The sequence below is a fragment of the uncultured Ferrimonas sp. genome, assembly GCF_947489035.1.
Classification (GTDB): domain Bacteria; phylum Pseudomonadota; class Gammaproteobacteria; order Enterobacterales; family Shewanellaceae; genus Ferrimonas.
In genome coordinates this window covers 25,176-39,629 of sequence record NZ_CANLCI010000026.1, presented here as the reverse complement: position 1 = coordinate 39,629, position 14,454 = coordinate 25,176, and the positions used below count along the sequence as shown (strand labels likewise).

The following is a 14,454-nucleotide window of genomic DNA, read 5'->3' as shown; positions in this document are numbered from 1 at the left end:
CCCTGTGGCTGTCAGCAGCGTAATCAAGCGGTGTTACTGCAGTGCCACGTAGCCTTTGCTGGCCACGATTTTCTGAGCGTCGGCAGACAAAACCCAGCTTGTAAACTCTTGGGCTAACTTCGGAGCGTTTTCATCCGCTAACAGGATGAAAGGACGTGCAATCGGGTAACGACCGGCTTGGATGGCGGCCACACTGGCTTCGGCGCCGTTTACATTCACCGCGCGCAGTGATTGATCCACCGAGCCTAAAGAGATGTAACCGATGGCATTCGCGTTGTTCGCCACCATGGTTTTCACCATGCCGTTGCCGTTGCCTACTTGCGCGCGAGGGGTAATGGCACTGACTTTCATGCCGTTAATTTTGCGCTTCAGTTTAAGGATGGATTCAAACGCGCCACGGGTGCCAGAGGCGGTATCACGGGTAACGACTACAATCGGGCCGGGCTTGCCGCCAACCTGTTGCCAGTTTTTGATTTCGCCTTTGTAGATGGCGGCGATCTGCTCGGTGGTCAGCTCTTTCAGTGGGTTGTTGTTGTTCACCGCAACGGCGATGCCATCACGGGCGATGATGGTTTCAACCAGCCCAGCGCGTTTTTCGCTGTCTTTCACATTGCGTGAAGACATGCCCAGCATCGAGGTGCCTTCATTGGCGGCGCGGATCCCCGCCGAAGAGCCAGTGCCCTGCACTTCAACGGCGATCCCCGTTTTGTTGCTGTAGGTTTCAGCCAACACTTCCATCACACCGGTTACGGAAGTGGAGCCAGAGATGGTGATGGTGTCTTTCGCGATAGCGTTATTAGCGGTGAAGACAGAGGCTAACGCCAATGCGCAAACTACAAATTTTTTCATGGTGGGTACCTTAATGTCCTTGTGTTGCCTCTTCTTCGAGAGGCGCCACGGCATTAAGCCAAAATACCATTACAGTAATATTTCATTTGTATGCAGCTTTGATGTCACCGACAGCTATTCATTTAAAATCAATCAAGTAGATAAGTAGCAGCCCCTTATTTTGGGGCTATTGTTGGCTATCTAGTGGCGCCACTTCAACCCGGTCCAGCTGGCTGAGCTCCACCTGTAGGCCATCCACTGTCACTAAGCGGCGCCCCTGCAATTGGCCTTTCTTCACCTGATATTCGGCGACTTCGCCTTGGGCAGAGGTAACGGTAACCAACAGCAATTGCTGATCTTGTTGCCAGCCGTAGCCCATCCATGCCGCGCTCAGCAGCAACACCACAATGGCAAACAGCGGCGCTAACCGTTGCAAGGTAACGGCGGCCGTCGAGGGCAGTGGCTTAGCCGCAGCGGGTTGGCGCTTGCGTTTCGCCAGCCAGAACATAACAGCAACGATCGCCGCGGTGATTAACAGTTTGGTGAACATAATAAGAAAGTAAGCTGAAACCGAGGCCACAGTATAGCGAAACGCTGTTGTTAATTAGCAGCTTAACCATCACGTTTTCCTTATCTCTGCTGGGAACCGTGCACTTAGTCCGAACCGCACTGGCTTATAGCAAAGCGATGTTGAGACGGCGACGGCGGAGCGTCACCATAGCTGCAGGATAAATCGCCTCAAGGAGATACAGTGAAGTTCCCGCCGCAACTATTGGCCTTACCCATCGGCATCGGTGCCGCGCTATTGACCCAAGGGCTGCTGCTGGCGCTGATTGAATTAACGCTGTTCACTGTGGTGGTGGCCACCTTGCTGTGGCGCGCTCAGAACCACAAATAAGCCAGCGAGGTGGTGCTAACCAACAACCACAAACTGATCCCAAGCAGCAACGGTTGCCGCCCAGCCTGTTGCAATTTCTTCAGCGTGATCCCCGCCCCTATCAGAAACAAGCACAGCACCATTAACCGTTTACTGCCTTGGAAAATCAGCTGATAAAACGGCTCTGCCATCGGTACTGCCCAAGCAAAAATCATTGCGGCTACGTACAACAAGATAAAGGTGGGCACCTTGGTTGTGGCGCCCTTGCGCTGAAACCACAGCGCGCTCAGCATCGCCACCGGAATGATCCACAGTGCTCGAGCCAGCTTAACCGTGGTGGCAACCGCCAACGCTTCATCGCCATAGGCACCGGCTGCGCCAACCACCGATGAGGTATCGTGGATCGCAATCGCCGCCCATAAGCCAAATTGATGCTGGCTCAGTTCAAGGTAGTGGCCAATCACAGGGAAGATAAACAGCGCAATGGCGTTCAGAACAAAGACCGTTGCCAACGCCACCGAGGTTTTGCTGTCATCGGCGTTGATGGCTGGCGCCACCGCGGCAATGGCACTGCCGCCGCAAATTGCGGTACCCGACGCGATCAAGTGGCCGGTGGTTCGTTCCACCTTAAGCAGCCGCGCCAATAAGAGCCCAACCGCTAAGGTGCCAAAAATGGTGGTAAGGATCAGCCCTAGGCTGTCCCAACTGATCTGCAACGCCTGCTCTAGCTGAATGCCAAAACCTAAACCGATGATCGACCAACCCAGCAACTTTTTTGCCAAGGCGCTAACCGAAACCCCTTGGGGCACCCAGCCAACCGTGGCCAATACCAAGCCAAACATCAACGCCATCGGCGAATTAACCAATGGCAACAAACACAGCAATGCCACCAACCAAAAGCCCCAATCGCTGGGGCGTTGTACCACTCGAGACAGCAAAATTTGTTTTCCAGCCATTAACAGAGCGCGAATTATATCGTTTTTCCAATGATTACGCTGCGGCTTCACTGCCATTCCACAACACTTGGCCTCATTGCGCTGCCGAAAAACAGCACAGCGCAACCGCAGCAGCGACCGTAATTTCAACGAGTTGGTGAGTGTGTAAGCACTTGAGCACATTCTGCAGCAACAAGGCTTGACCCTGACGCCGACCAACCGTAAAGTTACGCCCCGTTGCTGAGGACGGAAACCGATTCAGTCACTGAGTGAGAACTCGATAAACATCAATAGATCTGGTGTCTTCGTCGCTGCCCGTTGCAAAGCAATGGCAGAGTCAGGCACGCCTCGTGTGGTTCTTCAGCCTACGTAAGGTTTTGATCCGAGTGACGACTCGTTAAACACAAACAAGGTCAGGTGTCCGAGTGGCTGAAGGAGCACGCCTGGAAAGTGTGTATACGGCAACGTATCGAGAGTTCGAATCTCTCCCTGACCGCCATCTTCGAGTTAAGTCCTCATTAAACGACTGGAGTGCGAACTCGATAAACATCGCAAGGTCTTGTGTTTGAATGGCTGCTCGTTGCAAAGCAACCGTGGTATCAAGCACGCCTAACGTGGTTCTTCAGCCTACGTAAGGTTTCGACCCGAGTGACGACTCGCTAAACACAAACAACAAGGTCAGGTGTCCGAGTGGCTGAAGGAGCACGCCTGGAAAGTGTGTATACGGCAACGTATCGAGAGTTCGAATCTCTCCCTGACCGCCATATTAACAACAACGCCCCGCACGCAAGTGCGGGGCGTTGTTCGTTTCTGCTGCCGTACGGAAGCGCTGCCCTTCGCCACCGCACTCCTTGTCCGCCCAGCTATTTCCCGTCCCTTAGTGCATCAAAGTGACGGGCTGTCCTTATGCCTTAACAGTGGCGCCAGCACGTGCAGTTCACCATCAATGGGCGTGTTGATCGTTAATCCCAAAACCGCTGCCATCAGCGGATACAGGTGCACATTATCAGCACGGGCGATGGTTTGAGTGGGATCGAAGGCGGGGCCAGAGGCCAGCAACAAGGTTTGCATTGCGGCCACCTGATTGGGATCAAACCCATGATTGCCCTTGGGTCTGGAGCGGGCGTTGCTGTAAGTCAGGTAATGGCTGTCGCTGAGCAACACCGCATCGCCTATCGCCTCGTGGGCAGAGAAGTGCAGCCCTGCGGGGATCTGCTCACGCAGATAAAATTGGCTGTCCCGATGACCCGCCAACATCTTGCCAAGCTTAGCCAGATCGGCGGCTTTATCCCCTTTGCCTTGATGATAAAACTGCACCAAGGCACCGCTGCCCATCACCTTAAAGGCCGAGCGCAGCTGCCGCCATTTACGCCACCGCTGATCCAATAGCAACGTTGGCATCTGGCTAACCTCCCGCATGCCGTGATCCGAAGTCAGCACCACGTTTACTGCTATCGGCAACGCGGCCAATGCGCGAAACAACTGCCCTAGTTGACGATCAAGCTGTCGTAACGCCTTCCCCGTGTTGGCGTGTTCAGGGCCATATTTATGCCCAGCCGAGTCCACCGCCGAGAAATACAGCGCCACAAACTGTGGTCGTTGTGCCTCTGGCAGCGACAACCAGCGAATCACCTGCTCAATTCGCTGCTTATGGCTGACGCGATTGGAATACTGCTGATAATAACTGGGGCGCTGATCCGCGATTTTTGCTTCCGAGCCCGGCCAAAAATAGACCGCACTGGTTAGCCCCTGCTGTTCGGCTAACGACCAAATTGGCACCCCCGAATAGAAGCGGCCATCGGTAACCGCACTGGGATCCCGCAAGCTGTAGCTGCGGCCAAGGGTGGGGTTATAAAAATGGTTCGAAATGATGCCGTGGTGCTCGGGGTATAAGCCGGTCACCAAACTCAGATGATTAGGGAAGGTCTTGCTGGGGTAAGCCGGCAACAACCGCTCTACTTTGGCGCTGTTCGCCGCCAGTTGCAGCAAGTTCGTCGGCTGATGCCGTTGCAGGTAATCCCAACGTAACCCATCAATCGAAATCAGTAATAGGTGCGGCTTTAATTCTGCTGCCACGCCATGACTAACCCCAAATATCAGTATCCATGCGATAAATTTCAGCCACTTTGCCACCGGCGTATATCCTTATTTAATGGGATCAATGCCACCATATCATTGCAACCGACATTCACTGAAGTCGATGCAGAGATTGCCCATAGCAGTTATAGAGATAAGAAAGGCTTAATGTGGCAGCTTTCCTCTTTACTGCGTGGCCGCTTTTGCCGATCTTAGCAATAACCTCAACAACAGGATGTAACAATGCCAGCATGGAAGCTTGCCGTTGCCTCAGCCGTGGTGGCGCTATTGGCCTATTTAAGTTTATGGCCCGTACCCATTGAACCGACAACTTGGCAGCCCCCTATCGATCGCGGCTATCAACTGCCCTTTAACCCCAATCAACATTTGGCGCAGCTTGAGCGACTCAACACCCCAGCACCGGGGCCAGAAGGCTTTGCCAGCAACAGTAAACAGCAGCTCTATTTTGGCTTAAGTAATGGCGACATCGGCAGGCTAACCGCCGATGGCATCGACATTGTTGCCAACACCAACGGTCGCCCACTGGGGCTGCGTTTTGATCACGACGACAACCTCTATATTGCCGACGCCTACCAAGGGTTGCTGCGCTTAACCAATACTGGGCAGTTGCAAACCGTATTAACTGAAGTGGCGGGCGAACCCCTTCGCTACGCCAATTCATTAGCGCTTGCCGCCGATGGCACCGTGTTTATGTCAGAATCCAGCACCCGTCACGCCGCCGCCGATTACGGCACCTACGAAACCAGCCTTATCGACATCAACGAACACGGCGGCAGTGGACGAGTGATTAAGTTTGATCCCTCCAGTGGCCACGCCCGAGTACTGCTGACCAAACTGAACTTCACCAACGGCATTGAATTGGCCGACAACGACAACAGCTTATTGATCACCGAAACCGGCCATTATCGAGTACTAAAACTGTACCTGCGCGGAGCCAAACAGGGGCAAACCGAGGTGTTTTTAGAGAACTTGCCGGGCTTTCCCGACAACCTAAGTCGCGATAGTGATGGCACCTACTGGTTGGGCTTAGTTTCCCCGCGAAATGCCCTGTTAGACAGCATTGCCGATAAACCGGCGATCCGAAAACTGGTGCAACGGCTGCCCGCTTTCTTACGACCACAAGCCAGCCGATATGGCCACCTGATCGGCTTTGATGCCGCTGGCGAGATCCGCTACAACCTGCAAGATCCAGAAGGGAGTTATGCCCACATCACTGGGGCCGAGCGGATCGGCGACACTCTCTATATCTCCAGCTTGCATGAACCGGCCATCGCCATGTTGCCGTGGCCGATCAAAACCCTGTGGTAACTCGTTACAGCTCGCGCCAGTACTGGGCAGGATCTTTGCCAGCACTGGCGCTGGTGGCTTTCATTGGCGTGCCCAGATAGAGAAATCCAACGATTTCATCGTTACCTTGGGCGCCTAAAGCCTGGCGCACATAGGGATCACGGGCGTAACTGCCGGTACGCCAAAAGCCACCCAACCCCAGCGAGAGCGCCATCTGTTGCATCTGTAACGTGGCACAACCGGCGGTAATGTGTTGTTCCACCGTCGGCACTTTCGGATGCTCGGTTACTTTGGCAATCACGGTTATCACCATCGGCGCCCGCGTTGGCAACAACCGAGCGCGCGCTAACGCCTCCCCCTCTTGCCCTGCTGCTTGCGCCGCCTGATAGAAGATCTCACCTAACCGATTTAACCCCTCTTGCTGCGCCACCACAAACTCATAGGGTTTTAGCATGGCATGATCCGGGGCGCGTAACGCCGCTTGCAGCAGGAGTTCTAACTGCTGCGGCGATGGGCCCGGCGCGGTTAGCCGGGGTTGAGAATGGCGATTAAGCAGCAGCTGCTGAGCATCCATAAAGACATCCTTGTTAAATAGCGTTGATTCGCATTTAGCCTATGGTACCGCAATCAATTCAGCAGATCTGGCTGTTCCAATTGCAGCAATTGCTGTTTTAATTCAAGGCCACCGGCATAACCGGTCAAACTGCCATTGGCACCAATCACGCGATGACAAGGGATCACCACCGCAATCGGATTTTTGCCGTTCGCGGCCCCCAGTGCCCGCACCGCTTTGGGCTTACCAATGGCGCTGGCGATCTGGCCATAACTGGCGGTCGTCCCATAAGGGATCTGGCACAGTGCCTGCCACACTTGCCGCTGAAACTCGGTGCCAACGGGCGCCAACGCCAGCTCAAACTGCTGCCGTTGCCCCGCAAAATACTGTTGCAACTGAGTTCGGGCGGCGCACAGCGCCTGATCGTCTCGTTGCCAGTCCGCGGCAATGGCCAATGGTTGGCTGCCCTGTTGAAAACTCACCGCATGCAAGCCTTGCTCACTGCCAACGATCAGTACTGTGCCCATCGGGCTGTCGATTTCGCTGTAATGCATTATTTCTCTTCCAACGTGCTGAGCCACAATAGATTGGTGGCGTAACTGCGCCACGGCTGCCAGGCGCTTGCGGCGGCGATTAACTGTTTGCTGTCGTCGGCTAACCCCTGTTGCTTCGCGGCCTTACGCAGCACCACATCGCCGTCGGGCAAACTGTCGGGATCGGCACCACTGCGTAAGCGCCAATAAGCGACCGTCCATGGGCCTATTCCTTTTAGCGCCAACAGCGGGGCGGCGATCTCTGCCGGATCCGGCCACTGATCTAATTGCCACGATTGCGCCGCAACAGCCACCCGCAGCAAGGTTTGTTTGCGACTGCCGGGCATGCCCAGCGCCGTCAAATCCAATTGCGCTAACTGCGCTGGGCTTGGTAAACCAAAACCGCCCGCCTGCTGATTTATCAGCACCAATGCCGATAACAGCTTGCGCCCCGCTTCTATCGTCACTTGCTGGCCGAGTATCGCTCGCAACAGCGCTTCCCAGCCATCGTAATAAGCGCCAACACGCTGACCCGGATAACGAGCGATTATCGCCGCCAGTGCTGGGGTGCGCTGTAGATGTGCTTCAATTACCTGTGGATCCGCATCCAGATCCCACATCCGCCGCAAGCGTAAGCGCACATCGCTTAGCTGTTGCGGGCCAATGCCGGTCAGTTCAACCAACAACTCCCCCTGCCCTGGCGACACACACAGTTGCTGCTCGGCAGACAAACGCTTGTAGAAGCGATCGCCTTCACACCACTCCAAGCCATCAATGGCGCGCGCCCGAAAAAAGCCCAGCAAGGTGTCGTAATCAAACGGGGCGCGGTAAGGCAATCGCAGCTGTAGGTTATTGTTCACGCTGTGGTTCTCTTGTTTTCTAAAGCGACTGGGGGCGAGTCGATAATGGTGCACAAAGGCATCGTTAAAACGGCGCACACTTTGATAACCACTGGCGTAGGCCACATCGGTGATGGCTAATTGGGTGTCGGTCAGCAGTTGCTTGGCCTGCAATAACCGTTCTGTTTGCAACACTTGCAACGGCGATACACCGATGTGCTGCTGGAACAAACGGCGCAACTGCCGCTCGCTGATAAAACACGCTTGGGCTAACTGCGCTACCCCCTGCACTTGCTGGCTTTGCAGCAGCGTCATCGCTCGACTTAATCGCGGTTGATGGCTACGCCAATCGGCACCTGGCGGCGCCAATTCTGGCCGACAGCGTAAACAGGGGCGCAAGCCCGCCTGCTCTGCAGCGGCAGCAGTCGCAAAATAACTGACGTTTTTTTCCAATGGGGGATGCACGGGGCAGACGCTGCGGCAGTAAATTTTGGTGGTGTGTACGCCGGTAAAGAAGCGCCCATCAAAACGGGGATCCTTGGCCAGTCGCGCTTGGCGGCATTGCTGCGCCGATAACAGTAAGGTCGTCATGATTAGCAGCATAACCATGACGACCTTTATGCACTAGCCAATTTCGGACAAGACTAATGCGGGCTGGGCGGATCTTAACGCTCAGCCTTTGCGAGTTAACCAGTAATCAACGCTGGTGTATCTGCCGCCGCCCATAAAGAACAGCGCCAACAACATAATGAAGTATGTCATCGCGAACTCGATGCCGTTATTTAAGATCACCACGTTGCCTGAGCTCGTCAGCCAGTCGTAGTTGCCGTTTTCTTGTAAAATCTCTTTGGCGCGACTTAATTTGTCAGCGGCATCCAGTACCCGCTCATTCGCTAACCAAGAGCTGCTGTCGGCGATCGCCAACCAGCCGTTTTCCCAGTGCACCGCAAACGCAGCCACTAACATGGTCACCATCATTGGCAGCGCCACTAACCGCGTCAACAACCCCACCAACAACAACGCGCCACCAAACAATTCCGTGCCCGCCGCTAACGCCGCCATCACTTCTGGCATCGGCAAACCCAAGCCCCAATCCGGATTACCAAACCATGCAGCGGTATCTTCAAAATGGCTCAGTTTGTTGTAACCGGCCTGCATCAACACCGGCGCTAAGTAAAGCCGCAGCGCCAATGGGGCTAACCCTTCGGCGATTTGCGTTTTGGCGAACAGGCGTTGCCACAGTTGTACGATTGCTTGCATATTGAGTGTCCTTAAATACCAACCTGTACAACTAGACCGCCACGATTCGGCTTTTATTGCGCCTTTGCCGCCAAGTAAGCAAAATCATCGCGCAATGTGGTTAAGTCACTAATAAGCTTCTTCATTTGCTTATCGGTTAGGCTGTGGTGAATGGCCGCTAAATTGGCAATAAACAGCTGCTGATTGTATTCCAACAATTGTTTGTGCTCTTTCGACTTTAGTTGATCGTAATCGATTAACAGTAATTGCAATCGCGCCACCAACGCTTCGGTATTACTGCGCTCGGTTAGCGCTAAGCGCAACAACGCCATGTAGCGATCGCGATAGCTGAACCACTGCTGCAGTGAACGATGGCGGGCTTCGTTGTATTGCTCAATCAACTGCTTTTGTTCTGCGGTTAGCCGACCGATGCGCTTTTTCATGCCTTTACGCATCGACGTATTGGATTTGGCGATGCGCTCGTTCAGGCTGAGTTCGCTGTACTCTTGTCGCAGCTCATCCTCTTCCTCTTGCACCGTGCTGAGGATCTGCGCCACCTGTTTCTCCGATAAGCTTTGCACTAGCGGAATAATGTCTGGCAACAGGTGATCGTATAAACGATTCCAGTGGCTGCCAAAGCGGTCGAGCTGCTGCTGTATATGATCGGCACTAATGGGGCTGCTGAGCTGGGCAGTTAAGCTGTCGAGGTGATCGATGTATTGCGGCAATTCGTTCACTCGATGCCACGCTAAGGTGCGCTCGATAATGGCATCCAGTTGCTTGCTTTGGCTGCGGTTCAGATCAACGTAATCGTCCACCTCCCACGGCACAATCCAATCCATCCAGTTGTAAACAAAGCGAGCACTGCAACCGCTCAGTACAAACAATAGGGTTACTGCAACAATCCACTGGCGCACCGCATCTCCTTGGCAACATTCAATTAACGTTAATTGAGGTTAAGCCAATCTACTGCGGTGCGATACCAGTTTTGCACCAAAGCTGTATCGGTATGTTGCAGAGGATCGCTGTTGTTGTGGTTCGCTTGCTGCAGCATCCGCAATGCCCATGCGGCGTTCGTCAGTTGCCAAATTGCGCTCGCGCTGTGCAGCGCTTGTTGTTCATCAAGGTCAAATGGCTGCTGCCGCAATTGATAATAACGCTGGACCAAACTCGCTTGCTGCGCGGCAGGCAATTGCGCCTGAGCTTGGGCCAGATCAAATAAAGGGTGGGCGTAGGCGGCGTATTCAAAATCCAGCACCAGATAACGCCCATCGCATTGGCGAATATTGCCACGGTGCAGATCGCGGTGGCACCACGTTAACGCTAGCTGGCTGCGGTGCAGCAGCGAAAGCCAATGGGGCAGTTGCGCCAGATAAGGCGCTAACGCAGTGTGATCCACCCCTTGCAGGTAGCCTAGGATCTCTTGCTGATAATCGATGGCGGCACCGATCCCATCCAGTTGATGCAGCCGTTGCAGCAACTGGGCCAACGGCTCGGGCTGTAATTGCGGTGGTTCAATGCCACAAAATTCGCTGATGCAGAAGCGATTATCCATCGACCAATAGTGCAGTGGCGGCGCTAAATTCGCCTGCGCGCAGGCTTGCCAACAGCGGCGTTCATGATCGCGATTTACCGCAAACTGATTGTCGTTGCCGTGCAGCCGCAACACCCACTGGCGCAGGCCGGCATCCACCAAATAAAGCTGATTGGCGCTGGCGCCCGCTAACGGCACCAGCGCAGAAAGAGGAAACTGTGGCATCGCTTGATGCCACAGTTGTTCAGGCAGATTGGCCATCAATTTGGCCGTGTAACTGTTGTTCCCATTGGCGATATGCCATCGCCGCCAGCACCACGTACACCACAAACAGCGCAGCAGTAAGGGCTAAGCCTTTGTTCAGGTAGAGATAAATCGACACCGCATCGATCACGACCCAATAGAGCCAATTTTCCACCACTTTTTTGGCCAGCATCCAAGTTGCCAGTACCGCAAAGCAGGTGGTTTGCGCATCTAAATAAGCGAAATCGGCGCTGGTGTTGCGATCCATGATGTAACCCAGCAACAAGCCAATCACGGCAGTGGCGCCGATGGTCATGGCGTGGCGTTGGCTGCTCCAGCTGACCAACGGCGTACCGCTGCCATTGCCGCCGCCATAGCGCCATTGGTAAAAACCAACTGCGGCCATCACCAGATAAAACACGTTCAATGCCGATTCCATCAGCAACGACACATGCCAAAACAGTAAGGTGTAGATCATGGTGCTGGCTGCCGCAGCCGCCCAGCACCATAAGTTTTGTCGCATCGCCAGCAGCAAGTAAGCGATGGCCAACACCACCGCTACCGCTTCCCAGCCAGTCATTACCGCGGCATCGGCAAAGATCCCGCTTAACCAATCACTCACTGTGGTCAAGGTTTACTCCGCCAGTAATGAACTTACAGACAAACACTTCCTTACCCCATTGCTCGTGTGCGGCCTTCATCTCCTTGGCCAGCAGCGCCATCACTTGATCATAATCACCGCCAAGTTGGGTGCTCATGCCATTTGTGTGGCGTTGGATCTGTGGGTACGCCTTTAAACGCTCAATAAACCACTGGATCACTTCCAGATAGTTGTCTTTAAGCGGGTACAGGCTAATTTCAACACTCAGTTGCATGGTGTTGTTCCTTACATGAAGTGGTAGTTAAAGGTAATGCCAAACTGCTGCGGATCGCCGTAACGAATGTACTGCTTCGCCGCCCAGTCTTGATCCGGTTCGTTGCCAAAGAAGAAGCCACGCACCCCGTATTTTTCATCGGTGATGTTGCGTCCCCACAAATACACCGACCAATCCATCGCTTCGTAGCCCACCTTGGCGTCTAACAATTGGTACGCCTTGGATTGCGAATCGTTGGTGTCGGAGTAATAGAACTTGTCTTTGCCGCTGAGGTTGATGTTACCAAACCAACCCAAATCGTTACGGTAGGTGGCGCCCACGGCGAATTGATAGCTTGGGGCGTGAGCGAGTTCGCGGCCAGACAAGTCACGTTCTTCGGTTTCACTCAAGGTAACCACGTAATTGTCGTATTCCGTTTCCAACCAGCCAACGCTGCCATGCAACTCTAAGTCGCGATGCAGCTGGTAGCTCATTTCCACTTCCGCACCGTAGTTACTCGAATCGGTGGCGTTATTGGTGTAAAGCACAAACCGCTGTGGATCGGTCGGATCTTGAATTGAGGCTTCCACCTGCTGATCTTTCCGATCCATGTAGAACAGCGCTATGTTGCTGTGCAAATCGCCATTGAGCCAAGTGCTCTTCAGGCCAATTTCATAGTTGTACAACGTTTCAGAATCGTATTCGGTATTGGTGCTAAGGTAATCCGGCAGGCCCATGTTAAAGCCGCCAGCCTTGTAACCCCGTGCAACTCGTACGTAACTGTTATGATCTTCATTCCAGCGGTAAGTGGCTGATAGGTGGCCGCCCCACATATCTTCCTCTGGCTTAAAACGCTCGCCAGCATCGTCACTGTAATCCGCGTCCCACTGCTCAAAACGCAAGCCCGCAGACAACACCCAATCGCCTAAGGTGGTATCAAGCTGACCAAACAGCGCCGCATTTTCTGCCTGGTAGCTGGATTTCAGCGCTTCATCGGCAAAGCCGTTATAGAAGCTGTTCAGATCGTTATCTTCACGCAGACGACTGGCGTACACCCCAACCAACCAATCGGTACTGTCATTAAAGATCCGCCCCGCCTGCTCCGAACTTAACCTCAGCTCTTGGCTAACGGTGTCGCGTCGTTGTTCTTTAGCCCAAGTGTAATCGTATTGGCAAGCCTCAAAACCACCGGCATAGTCGTTACACAGCTTCCCTGCCCACTCATCTGAGTTAGCCCAATCGCCATCATAGGCGTGGGTGGCGTGGGTGTTAGTCCAGCTGGTGATGGACGTAAGCGACATTTTGTCGGTAACGCCAACTCGCACATTAAGTGAGGCACCATTAGTACGCTGGGAATCTTCACCGGGCTCATCGCTGGTGGTGTCAAAACCGTTATTGTCCAACGTCCATACGTCGTAGCCGTTATCAAGATCCGCGTGTAAGAAGGTGAGCTTGGCTTCCAGATTGTCGCTTGGTTGCCACAGTAACTTGGTGCGGAAAGTCAGCTCGTCACGTTTGTTGGTGTCGTCACGGCCAAGGTAGCTGTTGTCGCGAAAGCCATTTTGCTGATTCGAGTGCAGCACCATGCGGTAGCTCAACTCATCCGTTGCGGCGCCAGAAACGTAGCCGCCCACGGTTTGCTGATCGTCCTGCGCTAAGGTGGCGGTTACCCCAGATTCAAACCCTTGGGTTGGATCTTTGCTTTTCACGTAGATCAGGCCAGCCAGTGCGTTCGCCCCATATTGGGTGCCTTGGGGGCCACGCAGCACTTCCACTTGCGACAGATCGTACAAACTGGCGGCCATGCCAAGGCCAGACAAGTCGATGTCATCCACCACAAAACCAACCGAGCTGTTGGGGGCGCCTTGGTATTCCTCTTGTTCGCCCACACCGCGAATTTGGAAATAGCGGGGGCGCGAGGTGGCTCCGGACCAGTTCAGGTTGGGAATGGTATCGAGGATCTGTTCAAAGTGTTCACCACCTTCATCCGCCAGCTGCATTTCACCCACAACGGTGGCCGAACCCGGCAACTGGGACAATTCGATGTTACGCAGATCGGCGGTAACAGTGATGGTTTCAATCGATTCTTCAGCGCTGGCAGAAAATGCAGCCACAACAGCTAAAGCTAAAACGGAACGTCGCATGTTAGTACATCCAATAATTAACAAAACGTGCGATCGGGATAAAGCAGAAGGGGTAAAGAATTGAGCCACAAAGGGAGTACGGTATCCGTGCTGGATAAAACGTGCATGTGGCAGCCATTCCTACGCCGGTACTATCCGGATCAGGTTCACGGGTTTCCGCAGTTGCGGATCTCAGTCGACAATGGGCTTAGCCACATTGTCAGTTACACACCCCGAGGCAGCGGCAAGTATATCGACAAGCCGGAGCTGCTGGCAATCCACATGAATGAAATTACGGTTGTTATTCCGCGCTGTTGAAATTCAGTCACAAAAAAAGCCGATCATCTGATCGGCTTTTTTTGGGCAACTGCGGTGTTTAACGCTTTGGGGTTAACACCGCCAAGTTGTGATTACATTTTCCACAGCTTTGGCATGGTTTCGCTGGTGTGGAATTCGCCACCAATCAATACGACTACGGCAAGCAGAGTCAGAAGGGCTGGGGCGGACAGGAT

15 protein-coding genes, 2 tRNA genes and 1 riboswitch are annotated in these 14,454 nt (G+C 53.9%); of the genes, 4 read left to right on the top strand and 13 right to left on the bottom strand.

The genetic code is table 11. The features are described from left to right. Positions 1–33: 33 nt before the first annotated feature. Together Q0796_RS14390 and Q0796_RS14385 are read right to left on the bottom strand one after the other, a co-directional pair. A complete protein-coding gene (locus Q0796_RS14390; RefSeq protein WP_298444412.1) occupies positions 34–849 on the bottom strand; it encodes a phosphate ABC transporter substrate-binding protein in 816 nt (271 codons plus the stop codon). A gap of 166 nt (positions 850–1,015) precedes the next feature. Next, a complete protein-coding gene (locus Q0796_RS14385; RefSeq protein ID WP_298444410.1) occupies positions 1,016–1,378 on the bottom strand; it encodes a hypothetical protein in 363 nt (120 codons plus the stop codon). A 201-nt stretch (positions 1,379–1,579) separates the two neighbouring features. On the opposite strand from Q0796_RS14385, the gene Q0796_RS14380 reads away from it, so the two are divergent. Further along, positions 1,580–1,726, top strand: coding sequence for a hypothetical protein (locus Q0796_RS14380; protein ID WP_298444408.1), 147 nt, complete (start codon positions 1,580–1,582; stop codon positions 1,724–1,726). Here the strand turns inward: Q0796_RS14380 and Q0796_RS14375 are convergent. Further along, positions 1,711–2,661, bottom strand: coding sequence for a putative sulfate exporter family transporter (locus Q0796_RS14375; RefSeq protein ID WP_298444407.1), 951 nt, complete (start codon positions 2,659–2,661; stop codon positions 1,711–1,713). The genes Q0796_RS14380 and Q0796_RS14375 overlap by 16 nt on opposite strands. Positions 2,662–3,051: 390 nt before the next feature. Between Q0796_RS14375 and Q0796_RS14370 the strand changes: the two genes are divergently transcribed. Both Q0796_RS14370 and Q0796_RS14365 read left to right on the top strand, forming a co-directional pair. Further along, a tRNA-Ser gene (locus Q0796_RS14370) sits at positions 3,052–3,139 on the top strand. A gap of 177 nt (positions 3,140–3,316) precedes the next feature. Beyond that, positions 3,317–3,404 (top strand) — tRNA-Ser (locus Q0796_RS14365). A gap of 121 nt (positions 3,405–3,525) precedes the next feature. On the opposite strand, the gene Q0796_RS14360 is transcribed toward Q0796_RS14365, so the two are convergent. Beyond that, complete coding sequence (locus Q0796_RS14360) at positions 3,526–4,716, bottom strand: ectonucleotide pyrophosphatase/phosphodiesterase (protein WP_298444405.1); 1,191 nt, start codon at positions 4,714–4,716, stop codon at positions 3,526–3,528. Between the two features lie 243 nt (positions 4,717–4,959). On the opposite strand from Q0796_RS14360, the gene Q0796_RS14355 reads away from it, so the two are divergent. Next, on the top strand, positions 4,960–6,045 hold the full coding sequence (locus Q0796_RS14355; protein ID WP_298444403.1) for an SMP-30/gluconolactonase/LRE family protein: 1,086 nt from the start codon (positions 4,960–4,962) through the stop codon (positions 6,043–6,045). Between the two features lie 4 nt (positions 6,046–6,049). Here Q0796_RS14355 and Q0796_RS14350 read toward each other — a convergent pair whose 3' ends face one another. The 9 genes from Q0796_RS14350 to Q0796_RS14310 all read right to left on the bottom strand — a co-directional run bounded on the left by Q0796_RS14350 (position 6,050) and on the right by Q0796_RS14310 (position 13,963). After that, positions 6,050–6,598, bottom strand: coding sequence for an NAD(P)H nitroreductase (locus Q0796_RS14350; protein WP_298444401.1), 549 nt, complete (start codon positions 6,596–6,598; stop codon positions 6,050–6,052). Positions 6,599–6,651: 53 nt separating this feature from the next. Further along, the gene (locus Q0796_RS14345; protein WP_298444400.1) at positions 6,652–7,131 is read right to left on the bottom strand and encodes a methylated-DNA--[protein]-cysteine S-methyltransferase; all 480 of its coding nucleotides are present in this window, start codon (positions 7,129–7,131) and stop codon (positions 6,652–6,654) included. Further along, positions 7,131–8,540 carry an Ada metal-binding domain-containing protein gene (locus tag Q0796_RS14340; RefSeq protein WP_298444398.1) on the bottom strand — a complete coding sequence of 470 codons (1,410 nt, stop codon included), beginning with the start codon at positions 8,538–8,540 and terminating at the stop codon, positions 7,131–7,133. The genes Q0796_RS14345 and Q0796_RS14340 overlap by 1 nt, the downstream gene beginning before the upstream one ends. An 81-nt stretch (positions 8,541–8,621) precedes the next feature. After that, entirely contained in the window at positions 8,622–9,209 is a 588-nt protein-coding gene (locus Q0796_RS14335; protein WP_298444396.1) for a DoxX family protein, read from the bottom strand. Positions 9,210–9,262: 53 nt separating this feature from the next. After that, entirely contained in the window at positions 9,263–10,105 is an 843-nt protein-coding gene (locus Q0796_RS14330) for a DUF6279 family lipoprotein (protein WP_298444394.1), read from the bottom strand. Between the two features lie 29 nt (positions 10,106–10,134). Continuing rightward, positions 10,135–10,983, bottom strand: a complete 849-nt coding sequence (locus Q0796_RS14325) for a phosphotransferase (RefSeq protein WP_298444392.1) — start codon at positions 10,981–10,983, stop codon at positions 10,135–10,137. Next, entirely contained in the window at positions 10,967–11,545 is a 579-nt protein-coding gene (gene pnuC / locus Q0796_RS14320) for a nicotinamide riboside transporter PnuC (RefSeq protein WP_298444454.1), read from the bottom strand. The genes Q0796_RS14325 and pnuC overlap by 17 nt, the downstream gene beginning before the upstream one ends. Positions 11,546–11,579: 34 nt before the next feature. Then, complete coding sequence (locus Q0796_RS14315; RefSeq protein ID WP_298444390.1) at positions 11,580–11,840, bottom strand: YkoF family thiamine/hydroxymethylpyrimidine-binding protein; 261 nt, start codon at positions 11,838–11,840, stop codon at positions 11,580–11,582. A gap of 11 nt (positions 11,841–11,851) precedes the next feature. After that, positions 11,852–13,963, bottom strand: coding sequence for a TonB-dependent receptor (locus tag Q0796_RS14310; protein ID WP_298444388.1), 2,112 nt, complete (start codon positions 13,961–13,963; stop codon positions 11,852–11,854). Positions 13,964–14,063: 100 nt separating this feature from the next. Further along, positions 14,064–14,188: riboswitch (TPP riboswitch) on the bottom strand. Between the last annotated feature and the right edge of the window lie 266 nt (positions 14,189–14,454).